The sequence below is a fragment of the Bacillus cereus group sp. MYBK139-1 genome (assembly GCF_051916915.1).
GTDB lineage: Bacteria > Bacillota > Bacilli > Bacillales > Bacillaceae_G > Bacillus_A > Bacillus_A pacificus.
Genome location: NZ_JBQAHO010000001.1, coordinates 844140 through 860672, shown reverse-complemented (window position 1 = coordinate 860672; position 16533 = coordinate 844140). Strand labels below are relative to the sequence as shown.

Genomic DNA, 16533 nt, shown 5'->3' with positions numbered 1-16533 from the left:
GAATCGAACTATTTCTTCGCATAATTGTATCAGATTGATTAGTTTCTATAAGCTAAAAAAAGCATCGCCTTATTGGCGATGCTTTTAAAATCCACTTTTATTGCAAAACACGAATACTATAACCTCTTCTCTAAAAAGTGTTGACTATGCCCTTTAGGATGATCTTCAACAACACCATATTCTTGGTAGCCATGCTTTTTATAAAACTCTGGCGCTTGAAAACTAAATGAATCTAATAATATTAATCTACAACCTTTTTCCTTCGCAATATCTTCAATTTTATGTAATAGTTGACTACCATAACCATCATGACGAACTGAATCATCAACCCATAAAAAATCTATATGAAGATGATAAAAATACATCGTTCCTGTTACCCCGCCAAAGATTTTCCCAGCCTCATCTTTCAGAACAAAACTTACTTGTTCCATCGGCTGTTTTGCTTCATCTGTTAAAATAGACATGTTATATTGAATGACCTTATTTTTTATGTATTCTCCTTCAGCGCGTGTACCATTCTCTATATGTTTCATATATTTCTTCCTTTCAGCTTATTAAGCTACCTTTCATTTTTATTTTTCCTTTTTAAAATACTAATACATACGAATCCACCATAAGTAATAAAGCATGAAAAACCAATTATCCCTGGCACAGAAATATAACCTATTCTTATATAACCTATAACTGCAAAAGAAGCGATAGACAGTAAAATAGATGGCCAAAATAAAAGAGCTGTTTTTCTTCGTCTCTCTTTCGATGTACTTTCTTTCTCTTCAGAAACTCGTGTACCAAAAAGTAATACAATACAAATGAGGATCGCTGCAAAATAAATAGTATCTAATGACAAATTGTGATCGTATAGTGCGATACCCACTTCAAGAGCAATAATCGTTACAATTAAAATAATGATTGTTGATGTCTTTAAGTTTCTTTTCAATTGCTCACTCCTAGCATACTTTAACTATATTCTTTGTATATGTACTTCAAAGCTACTGCAAAAGCTTCATCTACCTCTTTATTTTCACGTCGATTAGGTAAATCTTTTCCTCCAATAACATAAAGAAACGGGAATTCATTGAATATTCCTATTATACCAATATTTATTGCAGCTGAAGATAGTCCACCTGTCATATGAGCTAAGTGATATGAATGTATTCCTTCATATTCACCTTGCTGTCTTACCATGCCGCTAATAATTGGTTCCCATAATTCTGCTTCTGATTTATACCCCTGAAAAATATGTACTAAAAGTGAAAGAACCTCATTTAATTCTCCAACATTTTTCTCATCCCTAGCGTCCTCTTGTATATGAATTTTTGAAAAGTACGTTTGGGCATACATTTTCACAGCATCCCATCCACCACAGTACATTACAACTGACTGTGCAACGTAACTATCATGACATGCTATCATTACTTCTACTGCTTTACTAAGTGTTAAAGTCCTTCTTCCTTGTAAATGTGGATACAACTGCGCACTATCTTCATTTGGATTAAATTTAACATGCTGAAGTATATCATTCCAATTACATGTATTTTCCTTCACCATTTGCGCTACTACAAATCCGATTACTACTTTTGCTGCCGATGCTAACGGAATATTTATTTCACTATTATATGAAGCAACTATACGATTGCTTTTTGTAGAATAAATAGCTATTCCAACATGATCAGATTGTATCTCTTTCATTTTTTGAATGACTGTTTCCATTTTCATTCCTCATTTCATATCGTTTTATCACCTTTAATCATTCAATATAGAATGTAAAAAAACCTTTTTAGCAGATTAAATAGGCTTTTACAATAAGAAAAAGGTAGCATGAATTACTCCTTGCTACCTAAAAGATACATGTTTACGAAAAATCTCTATTCTTCTAAAGGATTTTTAGGCCCATTAAGCTCCAATTGATAAAAAGCTAAATCTAGCCATTTATTAAACTTATAACCAGCCTTTTTAATCGTCCCTGCATGAACAAATCCATAGTTTTCATGTAAAGCAATACTTTTCTCATTTTCCGCATCAATTCCAGCAATTAAAGTCATATATTCTCTTTCTTTGGCAATTGTGATTAATGCCTTCAGTAAAGAAGTTCCAATTCCATTTTTTCTATACTTCTTATGAACATACACTGAATGCTCAATTGAGTATTTATAAGCTGGCCAAGCTCTAAACGGACCAAATGTTGCAAATCCTACTACTTTATTATCTAGTTCGTATACAAAAATCGGATAACCATCAGCCTTTTTCTGTTCATACCAATCTATTCTATTTTTAAGGGTTACAGGTTTATATGCATATACAGCTGTTGTATTTAGTATGGCATCATTATAAATATCTAAAATGTATGTTACATCTTTTTCCGTTGCTTCCCTTATCATCGTTTTCTTCCTTTCATATACGTTCTGTTTTTAACTACCTATTTGTTACACAAACACTAGCTTTTCGAAAACTATCATAAATGTTTAATGCAGCAGATAAAACGTAAATGAGAATACCCCCGCCAATTAGCCCCTTTTTAAGTTCTTCCGGAGAAATAGTGAACACATTTGCCACGAACGTAATAAATCCATCGGTAAATATGTGCGGATTTACTACAATTATAATGAATACTATCGTTCCAGCTATTTGAAGAATAGTATTCCCGATTGCCAATCTTTTCGTCCATTGTCCCTGTACTAACTTATAAAGAGATATCGCTATTTCAAAAACAATTATCATCACAACGATTGGCCAATACTGAAATAACACATCTTGATTAAACGTTGGCGCGACAAACTTCAATCCACTTCCCGTACCACTGTATACGCCAACGAGATGATTCGCATAAAAGTAAAGTGTAGCCCAAATTGCCGTCCACATTAACCCTCCAAAAACTTCAAACTTGGAAATTGCTCTTTTCTTTGGAATATGCGAAATGTTTTTCAAATCAGCTGGCGTCCACTTTTTTAAACTTGTCGTCAACGGCTCAGTATCTTTGTTTTTATCTGTTCTTTCTAAAATAGCAAATACAAGTGTTAACCAGAAAAATACATGAAGAGCTACTTCAAAAATTTCTCCAATTCCTTTACCTATTAATTGTAAAATAACATTTAATACTGCTTGATCACCAGTATAACTTATAAAATTTTCTGCAACCATTGCAATGAATGTGATAACAACTGCAATTGGAATGATCATTTTTAATAATGTCATATATACATCAAAATAACGCGGTCCAATTAAATGCATCGGTCTATCCAAATATCCATTAGCTAATGAAACCGGACTCCCCAATTTTTCAAGAACTCTTTTTTCATCATCTTCATTATAATCATCAGGCAACATATCCTCAATTGTTGACCGTAGCTCAAGAATAATATCTTCACGATTTTTTTCAGGTAATCTCTTCGCTACTTCCTCGACATAAATATCAATCAAATTCATTCTTGTCCTCCTCCATTAATAAGTTATAAAGTTCTTTCGAATCCTTTATCCATTCCTTTTTCAACTGTTGGAATATATCTAATCCGTATTCACTCAAAACATAGTACTTACGAGGCCTACTCTCTGTTTTATCCCAACTACTCGTCACTAGCTCTTGCTTTTCTAACCGGCGAAGTAGTGGATATAAAGTACTTTGATCAATTGCGATTCCTGATTTCTCTAATAATTGGACAAGTGAATATCCATACTGCGGCGTTCTTAATTGGCTTAAAACTGCTAATGTTAATGTGCCTCTTCTTAGCTCAGTAATTAATGAATTTAATAAAGCATCCATGTATTCACCTCATTTTCGTTACTATATGTCATACAGTATATGTTTTATACTATGTACCGTACAGTATTAAGGTGACAAATACAATTTTTTACTAAAAAATGGATAATAAAAAGCGCAAATTTGTAATTTGCGCTTTTCTAGCTTACTTATAACACGCTTAACTTTGTAACTCTGGTAATATAAATTCCCCTTTTTCCTTAGGAAATGGAACAACATCTATAATTGCATCTATATTAATTGCTCCGTAAACATGCGGATATTCTTGGCCGTTAGAAGCAAGTTCATATTTTATTTCTGCTTTCACTAAGGATGGATCAATTGTCAGTAATAAAACATCTTCTTCATGAATGAAATATTTTTCCGCAACGTTTAAAGCTTGTTCTAAAAATGAACAGTGTATAAATCCCTCTTCTTTTAGTGAAACTTCATTAATCTCTCCATTTATCTTTGCAATTTCCCAATTTCTCTTTGTTATTACTTTTGTAATCATTATCATGTCTCCTATATATTTATAAAGTGAAACTTTAATCAGCCCTCACCAATCGGGCTGCCCATTAAAGCGCGATAAACTAAGAGGCTTTCCTATTCATTACTAGAAAATCCTCTTGAATTTTCATTTCTTAATTAACGAAGATGCTTCCCCGCTATGGAAAATCCATAAATCATGAAGCGACCTTGTACATCCAACATATAATAACTTCGCATCATGTTTCGTATTTTTATAATGTTCTGCATCAACATCAATGAGTAGAACAGCGTCAAATTCTAGCCCTTTCGCCAAGTACACAGGTACTACCGAAATACCACCTTCATATTTACTTTGATTTGCTTCAATGAAGTTTACAGCCAATCCTGCGTTTATTAAATTCTCATATATATCGCGGCACTCACCGTCTGTTCTTCCTATTACCGCAATTGTTTTCACATCTTCACTTTGTAGATGTTTTAATGTCTTTACAATTTCAGTAAACTGTTCTTCTGTATGAATTATTTTCACTTCTTCACCACTACGGAAAACTGGCATTGCAAGCCCTACTGGAATCTCTGCATTTTTAATTATTCCGTTCGCAAATTCTATAATTTCTTTTGTAGAGCGGTAACTTCTCGTCAGTTCATAATAACCTGTTTCTTGGAATACTTCCTTAAAAGCACTCCAATCTTCAATCCCTTGATAATCATAAATTGCTTGAGATAAATCACCTAATATAGTAAAAGAGTTACCTAGTGTAATTTCTTTTAATACATAAACTTGAAATGGTGAGAAATCTTGCGCTTCATCAATAACAACATGATGAAATTTCTGTCCGATTTCAATACCTGTTATGCGATGATGTATGTAAATTAAAGCTGGTAAATCTTCTACATACACTTCTTTTTTACGACAACTCTTTTCAGTTTCTTTCACAAGTTCCTCGGGTAATACTTCGAGTATTTCTTTGCTTTTCAATATTGAACTATATATTGAAAGCGAGCTCATTTTCGGCCAAAACTTCAGATAGTTGTTCAATCTCTTTGTCGCTTCTTTTTTTAATAATTTCTTCTCGTTTGTTTCCCCATACTTTTTTAGTTCAATTTCAATCCAGCGCTTCATTCGGCCAACTAAACGTTCTCTTCTTTTCTTTAATGGATAATGTTTATACTCAACTTGCATCCATTTTTTTATATCTTCCACTGGAATAACAGCTTTATCCCATGCCTCAAAATTACTTGTTGGCACTAGTTCTTTTTCAAATTGAACCATTTGCTCTTCAATAAAGGACTTAAATTCTAGCGTACCTTTCAATTTACCAAGCATAATCTTTCTTTCATCACGATTAATAGAAAATGCTTCTTTCAATTTTTCTTCTGTCTGCTTCAGTTTCACCGAATCATCTAACGTACGTAATGCCCAGTCTGGAAATGTTGTTTGACTAATATTCCCGACACCTAATTCAGGAAGTACACTCGAAATATAATCTAAAAACAGACTATTCGGAGCAAAAACAATCATTCTCTCCGCTTCTAATTGCTCACGATATTCATAAATTAAAAAAGCAAGACGATGTAAAGCGATCGTTGTTTTACCGCTTCCTGCAACCCCTTGAATAAGTAGTGGTAAGTTTCTTTCCGCACGAATAATATCATTTTGCTCCGATTGTATCGTCGAAACAATATCTTTTAGTTTATTATCTTTATTCTCACCTAATCGATATAGAAGAAAATCATCGGCATGCGAGACATCTTCATTTCCTTTCACATATGTATCAACAACACGTTCTAATTCTCTTTTTCTAATAGAAATGTTTCGCTTTAAATAAACATCACCTTCTACTAATCCATCTGGTGATTGATAAAACGCTAATTCATCACCGCCGGTAAATGAATAAAACATACTTGCGACAGGTGCCCGCCAATCAATTACAATTGGTTTCATCTTATCTTTATCTGAAACACCTACTTTACCGATGTAAATCGGCATAACATCTTCCTTACCATCCTCCTGAAAATCTAATCTTCCAAAGTACGGCTCTTGTACACCAATACGTAAGTTTTGTCTATTAGACTCCCTCATACTTTCAAGAATTTGTTCTTTAAAATCATCGCCATAATAAACCGGAATGTTTTCGAGCTGTTCTAATTGATCATCCATCGTACGTAATGTGTCTTTCATTCTTTGTAACTCTTCTTCAAAAATGTTGTTCATATGATGATTCCCTCCTGTCCGTTCTAAATTTTCAGTCGAAATATAATTGTATTAAAAATCCATTTATAAAGTCAAGGTTTTTAGTGGGAATTTTCCGAATAAAAAAAAGAGTAGAGATTAATCCCTACTCTTTTCTATTTTAATTCGATACGCCAAACATTCGTTTAAAGTTGCTAATTCTTTATATTTTCGCTTTTCAAAGTCATATTCTCCTCCTGGAAAGAATCCTACAATACTTAGACCAGCTTCAGCACATAGATTACTAATCTCATCTACCGTATAACAACGTAAAGACTGTGTAACTATATCATTTGGATTATTAGGATGCCACCAATGATCTAACATTCTTTCATTTATGCTATCATATTCATATTTTCGCATAGCTGAACTTAAGGGCATTTCTTGTCCACTTACCTTTTTCCAATACAATGGTTGATAAATATCAATAAGTGCACATCCATCATCCTTCATCCAATTTTTAATCCGTTTTAATAGAATCAATTGTTCATCATCTGTTCCTACACCAAACCCATCTAAATAACTAACAACATCAAACTTTTCTTCAAAATTAATTTTATAAAAATCAGTGCAATGAATAGCAATATCATTAGTAGAATGCTCTTTTGCAAACATAACTAACTCTGGTACAAGCTCAACAGTAGTCATCTTTACACGTAACTTAGACATCGCCCTTGCAAAACCGCCATTTCCTGCTCCCAGTTCTAACATCGACTGAAATGGATGTCCAATTTGCTCTTTAACTTCTTTAGCAAGCTGCTCTAACCAGCTTTCTGTATTTATATCGTAATTCGACAGTTCAAATTGTCTTTGATAAAACTCCCTCACATCTAATTCGTTCATTATTCTCCTCCTGTAATAAGTTTTCACGCTGTAGGTGACCGACTAATTTTCTGACACCTATGGAAAAACATATTGTATTTCCATATATTTTCAATTTATCAAAATAATAAGAATTTTGGAAGTGGTAAAACAAAAAGCAGATAATGGGAAATCCCACTATCTGCTCTACGGCTGCTCTTATTGTCCTTTTTGATATTCTACCCAATCACCAGAAATGATAACTTTCTTCAGCATCTCTTTGTCTTGAGAAACATACACAAATGCACGTATTTCGCTATCACCAAAGTATATTGTTTCGGTGATTCGGTCATATAAATCACTCTCTGCATTACCTGTGTATTCTTCCAGTTCATCTAATTTTTGCAGAACATCATCATTTACTTCATAAACTTCTCCATATACCTTATCTTTATTTGAACAAATCATCGCTGGATACCCTTCGTTTGTATCAAATAATTTGCCATACGTCCATGCTTCGTCTGCAATGCATATTACACCTTGCATATAATGAGCATTCGTTTGCTCTTTTCTTAACGTACCATACACAAAAACGTGATGCATAAATCCCTATCCCCTTTACATGTCACTACTTTCTAATTTGTAAATAAGCACGAATCATAAAGTAACTCACTTCATTCGGAAGTTGTTCCTTAATCGATTTCAGACCACCATCAGCATTTTGCACAGCAGTTTCAATCAGTTGTTCGTATTCTGCAGGAACAAAACTGTTCCAGTCTACTTCCATTCCATCTTCAAAACAACGAATTAAATGATTTTCAATCGTTTGTCTTGATAATCCACGTTCTTTCGCAATTTCATCTAGATTAATACCTTGTTTATACATTTCATACGTTTCCAAATGAGAATTTGCTGAAGCTTTCCCTGATTTCTTTCGCTCTGTCACCACTTCTGTTTTAATAGTTTCAGCATAATTTGGGTTTTCATCAATAAAGTGCTGAACTGCTTGTAAGAAGTGCGAACCATACTTCACAAGTTTGTGTTCACCAATCCCTTTCACAGTTAAAAGTTCAGAGTCGCTTTGCGGCATTTTTGCGCACATATCTTTCAACGTTTGGTCAGAGAAAATAACGAATGGAGGTACCCCTTCTCCTTGCGCAATTTCTTTACGTACTTCGCGAAGCACTTCAAATAAAGGATGATCTTGAACGATTTGTCTTGTCTCTACTCGTTCTTTACGTAAAACATTCTCTTTACCAAGTAACACTTCTTTCCCTTTTTCCGTTACTTTTAGTGTCGGGTAAGTACCATGTTCAACTGCAATTAGCTCGTCTGAAATTAAAAACTCAATAAATTCACTCACTTCTTTTACACTACGATTTGATAAAAGTCCGTAAGTTGGCAAAGTATGAAAATTAAATTCAATGACTTTCTTATTTTTAGATCCAGTTAGTACTTGTGCAATCATTTGTTTACCAAATCGTTGGTTCGTCCTAATCATACAAGATAAAACCATTTGCGATTCTCTCGTCACATCGATACTTTCTCGGTCGTCTGTACAATTACCGCAACGACCACAATCTTCTTTTGGTTCTTCTCCAAAGTATTGCAAAATAAATGATTGTAAACATTGTTCTGTATGACAGTAGTCAGTCATATTTTGCAGTTTTTCAAGTTCATTTGAAAAACGAGACTCTCCTGTCGATTGATCAATTAAAAAGCGCTGTACTTGTACATCTTGAGAAGAATAAAGCAATATACATGCACTATCTAATCCGTCACGGCCAGCACGTCCTGCTTCTTGGTAATAACTTTCCATATTTTTTGGAAGCTGATAATGGATAACGTAACGAATATTCGATTTATCAATACCCATCCCAAACGCAGATGTGGCTACCATTACACTCACTTCATCACGTAAAAAGAGTTCTTGTTGCTCATTTCGATCGTTATCACTCATACCAGCATGATATTTGGATACAGAAACTCCCGCTCTCATTAAATCCTCATACAACTGATCAACTACTTTTCTAGTAGCTGCATATATAATCCCAGATTCCTTTTGATTTTGACGAATATAATCCGCTAAATATGCATTACGATCTTGTCCTTTAATAACAGAAAATGATAAATTCTCACGCTCAAACGTTGTCATAATCGTGTTTTCTTGATTAATTCCAAGCGTATTGCAAATATCATCACGAACTTGTGGTGTTGCCGTAGCAGTTAATGCTAATACGAGCGGCTTTTCTGGAAGATAATCTAATATACGGTGTATATGTAAATAGCTCGGACGGAAATCATGTCCCCACTGCGAAATACAGTGCGCCTCATCAATGGCAATCATCGGGATTTTCATATCGATCAGTTGGTCAACAAACTCCATTGAATCAAGTCGCTCTGGCGCTACATAAAGTAACTTATAATGGCCCTGTTTCGCTAATTGAATTCGTTGATTCGCTTCTGTAATCGAAATAGAACTATTAATATATGTAGCTGAAATACCATTTTGTACTAATGTATCTACTTGGTCTTTCATAAGCGATATTAAAGGCGATATAACTAACGTTGTTCCTTCAAATACTAATGCGGGAATTTGATAACAAATTGACTTACCACCACCTGTAGGCATAATACAAACTGTATCTTTCCCATCTAATACATTTTTAATTGTTTCATCTTGTCCTCTTCGGAATGACGAATAACCGAAATAAGACGCTAAAAGTTCTTGTGCTTTTGTAAACAAAAAAGAGTCACCTGCTTTTCTTTAACTTTCATCTACTCCTATTATATCATCTCTTATGCGTCATGAAAGTGATGAATACACGACTAATGTCCTGCTTTTTCATTATTTTATGCTTCTTTACGTTTTAGAGATGGATTAACAACTATAACGAATTTTAAAATAAATACACATTTTATTGATTCTCCTTGAATACTACTAATCTTATACATATGAATTCAGGAGGTTACTTTATGAAGCATCGTAATATTAGTTCCATCAAACCGAAAACCGTATCGAACCAACTCCAATTCTCAAATAATGACGCATGGAAATATGAATCATATTATAAGTATCAACCATTATTTTCTTATAGAAAGCTTTTTCATTTTCTTTCTCGACTTTTTAAACGTTAATACACGTACGTAATAGATCGTTCATAATAATTTTCTCAATATGAACCTTATAGACTTAATACAATACAGTTGTTAACATATGAAATATTCTGTTGGATAAACCCCTTAAGTTGACCTGCTTATTTATGCAGGTCTTTTTTGATTTATATATATTTCAGTACACTTTTAGATGTGATTGTAAATCTTTTCCCCATTTTATAACCATACTCCACTCACAACAAATGATGATAATAGCAAGAAGTAAAATATAAGTTCTTAACATTTAATAAAGTAAATCTTTTTTTCTCAATACACAAAACGAATTTCACTTGTTACTATTAAAGTACTCCAGATGAGTTTTTGCTCATCGACATTATCTAGTTAAAGGGATCTGCCGCAGGAAGCAGATCCCTTTGACTTTATTAAAGATACACTTTCATTTGGACACATTTACCAGGTTTTTTTAAGTGAATTTTATGATAATATTACGTAGTCGAGTCCGACATCTCGGCAATACCCTTTTGGTGCTCTGCAACTTCCCTTGCAGAGCATCTTTTATTTTATATTCGTTTTATCTATATATCACAATCAAAACACTCAATTTTTAAAAATAAGCGAGGACACGTAACTAAATATAAATTCCCATCATACTTTGAGTTATACATGTTCAAAGGAGTGTTACCGTTTATGTATCCTTATTGGCAATCGTATTACTCCCCCTATCATAACCCTTATATACACTTTGATACATCTGTACGTAATTCCCGAATTAGTAAAAATGAGAATTTTTTAAAAGGTTATATGCGTTCCTTATGGGAACAACACGTTGCTTGGACGAGATTAGCTATTATAAGTATTGTTTTCAATTTACCTGACGTAAACATTACAGTTGGGCGGCTTCTTCAAAATGCAACACATATGGGACTGTCACTTGAACCATTCTATGGTGAGGATGCAGTGAAAAAATATAGTGCACTAATTAAAGACCACTTAGTAATTGCAGCGGATCTTGTTAAAGCAGCAAAAGCTGGTGATCAAAATTCAGCTACTGCTATAGAGAAAAAATGGTACGCTAACGGAGATGAAATTGTTGCGTTTCTTACTAGCATTAACCCATATATTGATAAAGAAGCATTTAGAAAAATGTTTTATGAACATTTAGCACTAACTAAGGCAGAAGCACTGGCATTCCTAAATAAAGATTATGAAGCAGGCGTAAAACTGTACGATAAAATTGAAAAAGAAGCTTTAGAAATGGCCGACATGATAACAAACGCAATCGTAAAGCAATTCCCGCAAGTATTTCAATAACAATAAGCCGATTTGAAAACCAAATCGGCTTATTGAACTTTCTATCAATGATATTTCACCTGTCCTCTTTACATTTAACGTATATCGATATATTTTATTAATATCCGTTTTTTATAGGAGGAAACAGTTTGATTAACGCCATTGGTCTCGTATTTATACTCACAAATAAACATGAGAAAAAGAAGAAAGTTTATCTAAATGAAAAATTCGCATTAATAGACATTATTGATTCTAAGGAAGTAATTGATGATGAAGGAAACTCACTAGTAGAACTAACATGTAAATACAGTATATATTTAGATGAAAAATACTACTGTAAATCTCTTGATGATTATACTGGACAAGTCTTTCCTTTCTTAAGTGCTAAAATAGGAAAAGGAATTCTCAGAAACTTAAATTATTATTTTTCTTACGTTGATGTATACGATAAAAAACCATCAGTTAAAGAAATAAGACCGCTTATGAAACAAGTAACTAACAGATAGCAAAAAATACAAAAAAAGAAAGCATCTAACTCTGGATGTTTTCTTTTTTATTGAAAACTCATCAAATTTCATCCTCTTCTAAAAGTATGTATCCAAGCATATTTTAAATTAAAAACATTGGAGGATTAGACTGAATGAAATACTCAGAAACTATTGTAAGTAAACGACTACGAATGCTTAAAATGACGGGTATATTTTTCATGCTAGTATTAATAGCATGGATTGGATATACAAAATTACTTTATGAAAACGGATTTCTTCAAGAAAAAAAGAATTCAGTAGAAGTAATGCATACTAGCATTACAGGAGAAATAGAGCAGCTTTTTCATATAAACTTGCAAGGTTATCAAAAAACAAGTCTTGATGCTGTTATAGAAGCAAGTAAAACAGATCCAAGCGAACTATCCCTAATTGAACTAGTCAACAAATCCTGCTCGCGAGATTGCATAGGCGAACCAGTCACATATGTAAACTCAAACAATGGATATATTTTTTATAAGGAATCTAATGGAACTAATGTAGCTATAACGATTAAAAAGAAAGACACATGGTTAATTGTAAAGAAATCTGTTCAAGATGGAATATAATTACCCCCAAAAAGAGTACGTATCGTACTCTTTTTTATTATTAATATCCTTACTCTTCATGCCTACAATGGCATTTCGCTTTTGTTTTACAATGACATTTTTCACACTCACACTTCGGTTTCTCTTTGCAACAACACTCGTGAAAATCATTGCGTTTACATCTATATCTCCCAAACATCAAATCATCCCAAAATTTATTACAATCTTGAAAATGTCCACAATGACAAGTATTTCTCATAAATATGCTTCCTCCTTGATAGAATGCACCATATTCTATGTTTGAAAGTATACAATGGCTTGTTTGTTAGTCTATTTTCTCCATATTATAAGTAGAGTTAAAAGATTACATAAAAATAAAAAACCGTCACATGACGGCTTTTTATTTAGCAAACTATTCTTGTGTATAAAAATATTTAAGTCCTTTAGCATCTAACCACGCTGTCGCTCGATCTAATTCATTCCCTTGGCGATATGCTGTTTCAAATCTAACTAATCCTTGTTTATCTCCATATGAGATAATACGAGATTCATACCCAAGAGCATCCATCATTCCTAACATTTCTACTACTAACGCTGTACCAAATTCATACGTAACAACTTTACTAAATTTATTCACTATAATTCCAACTCCTTCTTGTTTTGTCGATTGTTCAACAGTTTGATTAGTAAACCAAACTAACGGTTTATTTCCCATTAACTTATTTAAATCACATTTTCCTATGCCGGCTACATTCCCTGTTTCTGTGTATTGCCAAATATCACATGGGTAGGCTGGTTTGTTACCACCATAACGAGGAATCCATACAAAATCACAATTGACATTTGCCATTCCAAATGGAGCATACATATGATGAGCGATGTATAAACCGACTTTCTTAGCTCCTAATCTTCGTAATTCATCAATAAAGGCTTGTGTACCTGCTCTCATATCGTTCATTGTTTTTACTTCTACATCAGCTACCCAAACTGTCGCATTTTTATCACCACGGTTCCAAAAGTCTCTCGCCTCTATCCGTGCATCCTCTACTGAAACGAAACGACAGAACGCATAATTACCAAACGGAATATTTCTTACTTTCATTGCTTGTACATAATTTTTATATAAAGGATCTACATAATTTGAACCATCTTGCACACGTGCAATTACAAAATCTAATTGTGGAGCCGCGATATCCCAATTAATGTTGCCATTCCATTTCGAAATATCTACAATGTAACCCATTATTTAACATCTCCTTTTTCGTTATTATATTCAAAGCTTGTTTTTTTGCTATTATCATCTAATAAATAGTATGAGATGTATTGTATTATTTAGTAATAATTTAAAATTCGGCTTATGTATTGAGAAAATAAAATATTATTACGGGTTTAATAAGTAAAGACTTACAAAGTTCTAAACTATAATCAGTAGGAGGCTACAAACAGTGCAATTCCCAGCTAATTTCTTAGCTTCATCCAAATTTTGAGGTATGAATTTTACTGCCCATTAAAGCGGGATACACAAAACCACCTTTCTGACAGGTGGTTTTGTGTACTACTTTACATATACATTATTCATATTTACAGTTACATAATTATTAATTACTTAATATACTTGTTAACTAAGAATAAGACAATTTTTAGTTTTTAATCAAACTAGTTTTCGTTTTATCTCAAGTACTCATAGTACCATTTACGTGCATCTAACCAAGCTGTAAATTTATCGATATTTCCGGACGGATAGCCATTCGTTATAGCATAACCAATGCCATCTTTCTGAACGACAATTTGTCCATCAATACCCGCATCAACCATCGCCTGAGCCAAAGCTTGTAAATTGCTAAATGCTACACCACCAGTTTTTACTTTGAGCAAGTCCGGTGCACCTCCTCCAGTTTGTCCTGTAAGAGCAAATACAATAGAATTAGCGATTTTATCAACATTCCATTTTGCCATGTCGGATTCATTATCAATAAAACCTAATTCAATAAGAATAGCCGGTGCCTTCGTTCCATTTAATACCGCTAAATCTGTACGTTGTTTCGCACCTCGATCACGCCATCCAATATCTTTTGCTAGTTGAGCTGATATTTTAGCCGCCAAATCTTTCTGATCATAATACAAAACCTCAACACCCTGTCCATTTCCATCACTTGCATTAAGATGAAAAGAAATAACTAAATCCACAGCATGGGAATTGCTATTCCGAATGATATTATTTAAATTTTGTGATTGAGTTGTCCCTACCTCATCCGTATCGTCATAAACCGTGTGTCCTAGGGATCTTAACTTAGTCGCCACAGCATCTTTAACTTGCCTATCTAGAACGTGTTCTTTCCGATTCCCAAAATTAGCCCCTTGAACAATACTATTGTGTCCTCCGTGCAAACTATACCTGGCCATTATTTATCAACATCTCCTTTCTTAATATCATATTCAAAACTTGTCTTATTGCTATTCCCTCTTACAATCTTAACTGTCCCCATACGTCCTACATTTTCTAAAGGTGAAGGCAAATCGTTTTCAATATAAAGTTCAACTAATAATCAGTAGGGGTTTTGTTCATCCCCCACTGATTATTAGTTGAACCAATCGGGCTTTTACGGGCAGCCCAACCCCCACCTAACTTCTTTTCTTCCGCTGAATTTTGAAGTGGGGGTCTTACTGTCCGCAAATAGCGGAATGAAAAGTAATGTCACTTCACAAATCTGATGCTTCGTTCTCTAAATTGCATTAACTTGAATGGTGACACGAACAAAAAGCATCACCTTTTTGGCGATGCTTAAAAACTCTATTTTACGTTTTAGCTCCCTAAATAAAGTTTAAGATCATGGTAACCGAAAACTATACTTATATTTCCTTCTCTTCCTTCACTGCCCCTTTTAACCTCTGCAACATATACCCAATCCCTTTACAACCTGCTAACGGATACGTTATGATTCCTTCTGGATATAATTGTGTTACTACTTTCTTATGCTTATTGCCTGCAAGTAAAACGATTTCATCAAACTGAAGCAAGTCTTTTTCAATCATTTGTTGTTTTAATTGTTCCATACTAATAATCTCATCACTCTTTGAATTAAAAGCAAGATCATAGTTTTCTAGTACAATATCATTTGGCCTTAAAAATCCATGCTTCGCCGATAATATAACCCAATTCTCAAAAAACATCGTTGCATACGCCTGACACGCTTTTCCGAACGGGCTAATATATACATCTTTTGCCTCCATAGGCCCGTAATCCGGATACTTATCCCAAATTTTCTTCTTTCCGCATGGAATTATGCATAACCTTTTCATTTATCTCTTACCTCTTCTCTTGCATAAGTAAAGTTAACTATTTTACACATTTTTCTCTCAACATGCTATATAATGATATTAAAAATAAAAAATACATCTTTTACCATAAAACCATCGTTTTTTACTTATAATTCACTTTTTTAAGATTTGAAATCCCATTGCCCTATTTAAACATAGTACACTTTTTGTAAATATTATAATACTACAAATAATGGTACATTTACTTTTCAAGGATCTTAATATTAATTAAAATATATGAATGATAAAATATTTTATCTTTAGAAGGAGGTGAACAAGTGAAAAATATACTCCCTGCACTAGTACTCTATATTATTGTTTGCGTAATCGCTATGATTGCTCCAGCATCTCAAGGTTATAATCATGTGGGCTGGAAGTTGTTTGTTGGGCAAGCGTATGCTATACCTATTTTTCTCATTACAGCTATTATTACATTTTATATAAACAAGAAAAAATCTACGAACAAACAGCTATAAG

Annotated in this window: 19 protein-coding genes; 4 read left to right on the top strand and 15 right to left on the bottom strand. The window is 33.4% G+C overall.

Annotated features, from left to right (window positions below):
- Positions 1-116 precede the first annotated feature (116 nt).
- The 11 genes from ACTFRS_RS04360 to recQ all read right to left on the bottom strand — a co-directional run bounded on the left by ACTFRS_RS04360 (position 117) and on the right by recQ (position 10005).
- Entirely contained in the window at positions 117-533 is a 417-nt protein-coding gene (locus ACTFRS_RS04360; protein ID WP_242293374.1) for a GNAT family N-acetyltransferase, read from the bottom strand.
- 26 nt (positions 534-559) lie between these two features.
- A complete protein-coding gene (locus ACTFRS_RS04355) occupies positions 560-937 on the bottom strand; it encodes a hypothetical protein (RefSeq protein ID WP_242293373.1) in 378 nt (125 codons plus the stop codon).
- A 20-nt stretch (positions 938-957) separates the two neighbouring features.
- Positions 958-1710 carry a serine hydrolase gene (locus tag ACTFRS_RS04350; RefSeq protein ID WP_139865821.1) on the bottom strand — a complete coding sequence of 251 codons (753 nt, stop codon included), beginning with the start codon at positions 1708-1710 and terminating at the stop codon, positions 958-960.
- A 155-nt stretch (positions 1711-1865) separates the two neighbouring features.
- Positions 1866-2378 (bottom strand): GNAT family N-acetyltransferase, encoded by a 513-nt coding sequence (locus ACTFRS_RS04345; RefSeq protein ID WP_139865822.1) that lies wholly within the window; start codon positions 2376-2378, stop codon positions 1866-1868.
- A 34-nt stretch (positions 2379-2412) separates the two neighbouring features.
- Positions 2413-3423, bottom strand: a complete 1011-nt coding sequence (locus tag ACTFRS_RS04340) for an HAAS signaling domain-containing protein (protein WP_242293372.1) — start codon at positions 3421-3423, stop codon at positions 2413-2415.
- The gene (locus ACTFRS_RS04335; protein ID WP_139865824.1) at positions 3410-3757 is read right to left on the bottom strand and encodes a PadR family transcriptional regulator; all 348 of its coding nucleotides are present in this window, start codon (positions 3755-3757) and stop codon (positions 3410-3412) included. The genes ACTFRS_RS04340 and ACTFRS_RS04335 overlap by 14 nt, the downstream gene beginning before the upstream one ends.
- 157 nt (positions 3758-3914) lie before the next feature.
- Positions 3915-4247 (bottom strand): DUF952 domain-containing protein, encoded by a 333-nt coding sequence (locus ACTFRS_RS04330; RefSeq protein WP_318160660.1) that lies wholly within the window; start codon positions 4245-4247, stop codon positions 3915-3917.
- Between the two features lie 123 nt (positions 4248-4370).
- Positions 4371-6440, bottom strand: a complete 2070-nt coding sequence (locus ACTFRS_RS04325) for a HelD family protein (protein WP_242293370.1) — start codon at positions 6438-6440, stop codon at positions 4371-4373.
- A 117-nt stretch (positions 6441-6557) separates the two neighbouring features.
- Positions 6558-7301, bottom strand: coding sequence for a class I SAM-dependent methyltransferase (locus tag ACTFRS_RS04320; RefSeq protein WP_440024162.1), 744 nt, complete (start codon positions 7299-7301; stop codon positions 6558-6560).
- 177 nt (positions 7302-7478) lie between these two features.
- Positions 7479-7862 (bottom strand): gamma-glutamylcyclotransferase family protein, encoded by a 384-nt coding sequence (locus ACTFRS_RS04315; protein ID WP_242293368.1) that lies wholly within the window; start codon positions 7860-7862, stop codon positions 7479-7481.
- Between the two features lie 25 nt (positions 7863-7887).
- Complete coding sequence (gene recQ, locus ACTFRS_RS04310; RefSeq protein ID WP_431084655.1) at positions 7888-10005, bottom strand: DNA helicase RecQ; 2118 nt, start codon at positions 10003-10005, stop codon at positions 7888-7890.
- A gap of 1058 nt (positions 10006-11063) precedes the next feature.
- Here recQ and ACTFRS_RS04305 point away from each other — a divergent pair.
- The 3 genes from ACTFRS_RS04305 (at position 11064) to ACTFRS_RS04295 (ending at position 12759) form a co-directional block, all read left to right on the top strand.
- Positions 11064-11687 carry an acetylglutamate kinase gene (locus tag ACTFRS_RS04305; protein ID WP_440024165.1) on the top strand — a complete coding sequence of 208 codons (624 nt, stop codon included), beginning with the start codon at positions 11064-11066 and terminating at the stop codon, positions 11685-11687.
- A gap of 128 nt (positions 11688-11815) precedes the next feature.
- Positions 11816-12172 (top strand): cytoplasmic protein, encoded by a 357-nt coding sequence (locus ACTFRS_RS04300; RefSeq protein WP_242293365.1) that lies wholly within the window; start codon positions 11816-11818, stop codon positions 12170-12172.
- Between the two features lie 134 nt (positions 12173-12306).
- Positions 12307-12759 (top strand): hypothetical protein, encoded by a 453-nt coding sequence (locus ACTFRS_RS04295; RefSeq protein WP_440024167.1) that lies wholly within the window; start codon positions 12307-12309, stop codon positions 12757-12759.
- Here the strand turns inward: ACTFRS_RS04295 and ACTFRS_RS04290 are convergent, their stop codons facing one another.
- The 4 genes from ACTFRS_RS04290 to ACTFRS_RS04275 form a co-directional block, all read right to left on the bottom strand.
- Positions 12760-12933, bottom strand: a complete 174-nt coding sequence (locus ACTFRS_RS04290; protein WP_167496954.1) for a hypothetical protein — start codon at positions 12931-12933, stop codon at positions 12760-12762.
- 217 nt (positions 12934-13150) lie between these two features.
- A complete protein-coding gene (locus ACTFRS_RS04285) occupies positions 13151-13981 on the bottom strand; it encodes a GH25 family lysozyme (RefSeq protein WP_139865833.1) in 831 nt (276 codons plus the stop codon).
- Between the two features lie 425 nt (positions 13982-14406).
- Entirely contained in the window at positions 14407-15141 is a 735-nt protein-coding gene (locus ACTFRS_RS04280; RefSeq protein ID WP_242293362.1) for an N-acetylmuramoyl-L-alanine amidase, read from the bottom strand.
- Positions 15142-15588: 447 nt separating this feature from the next.
- Positions 15589-16038, bottom strand: a complete 450-nt coding sequence (locus tag ACTFRS_RS04275; protein WP_139865835.1) for a DUF6884 domain-containing protein — start codon at positions 16036-16038, stop codon at positions 15589-15591.
- 296 nt (positions 16039-16334) lie between these two features.
- Between ACTFRS_RS04275 and ACTFRS_RS04270 the strand changes: the two genes are divergently transcribed.
- The gene (locus tag ACTFRS_RS04270) at positions 16335-16532 is read left to right on the top strand and encodes a DUF4017 family protein (RefSeq protein WP_000789868.1); all 198 of its coding nucleotides are present in this window, start codon (positions 16335-16337) and stop codon (positions 16530-16532) included.
- The last annotated feature ends 1 nt before the right edge of the window (position 16533 follow it).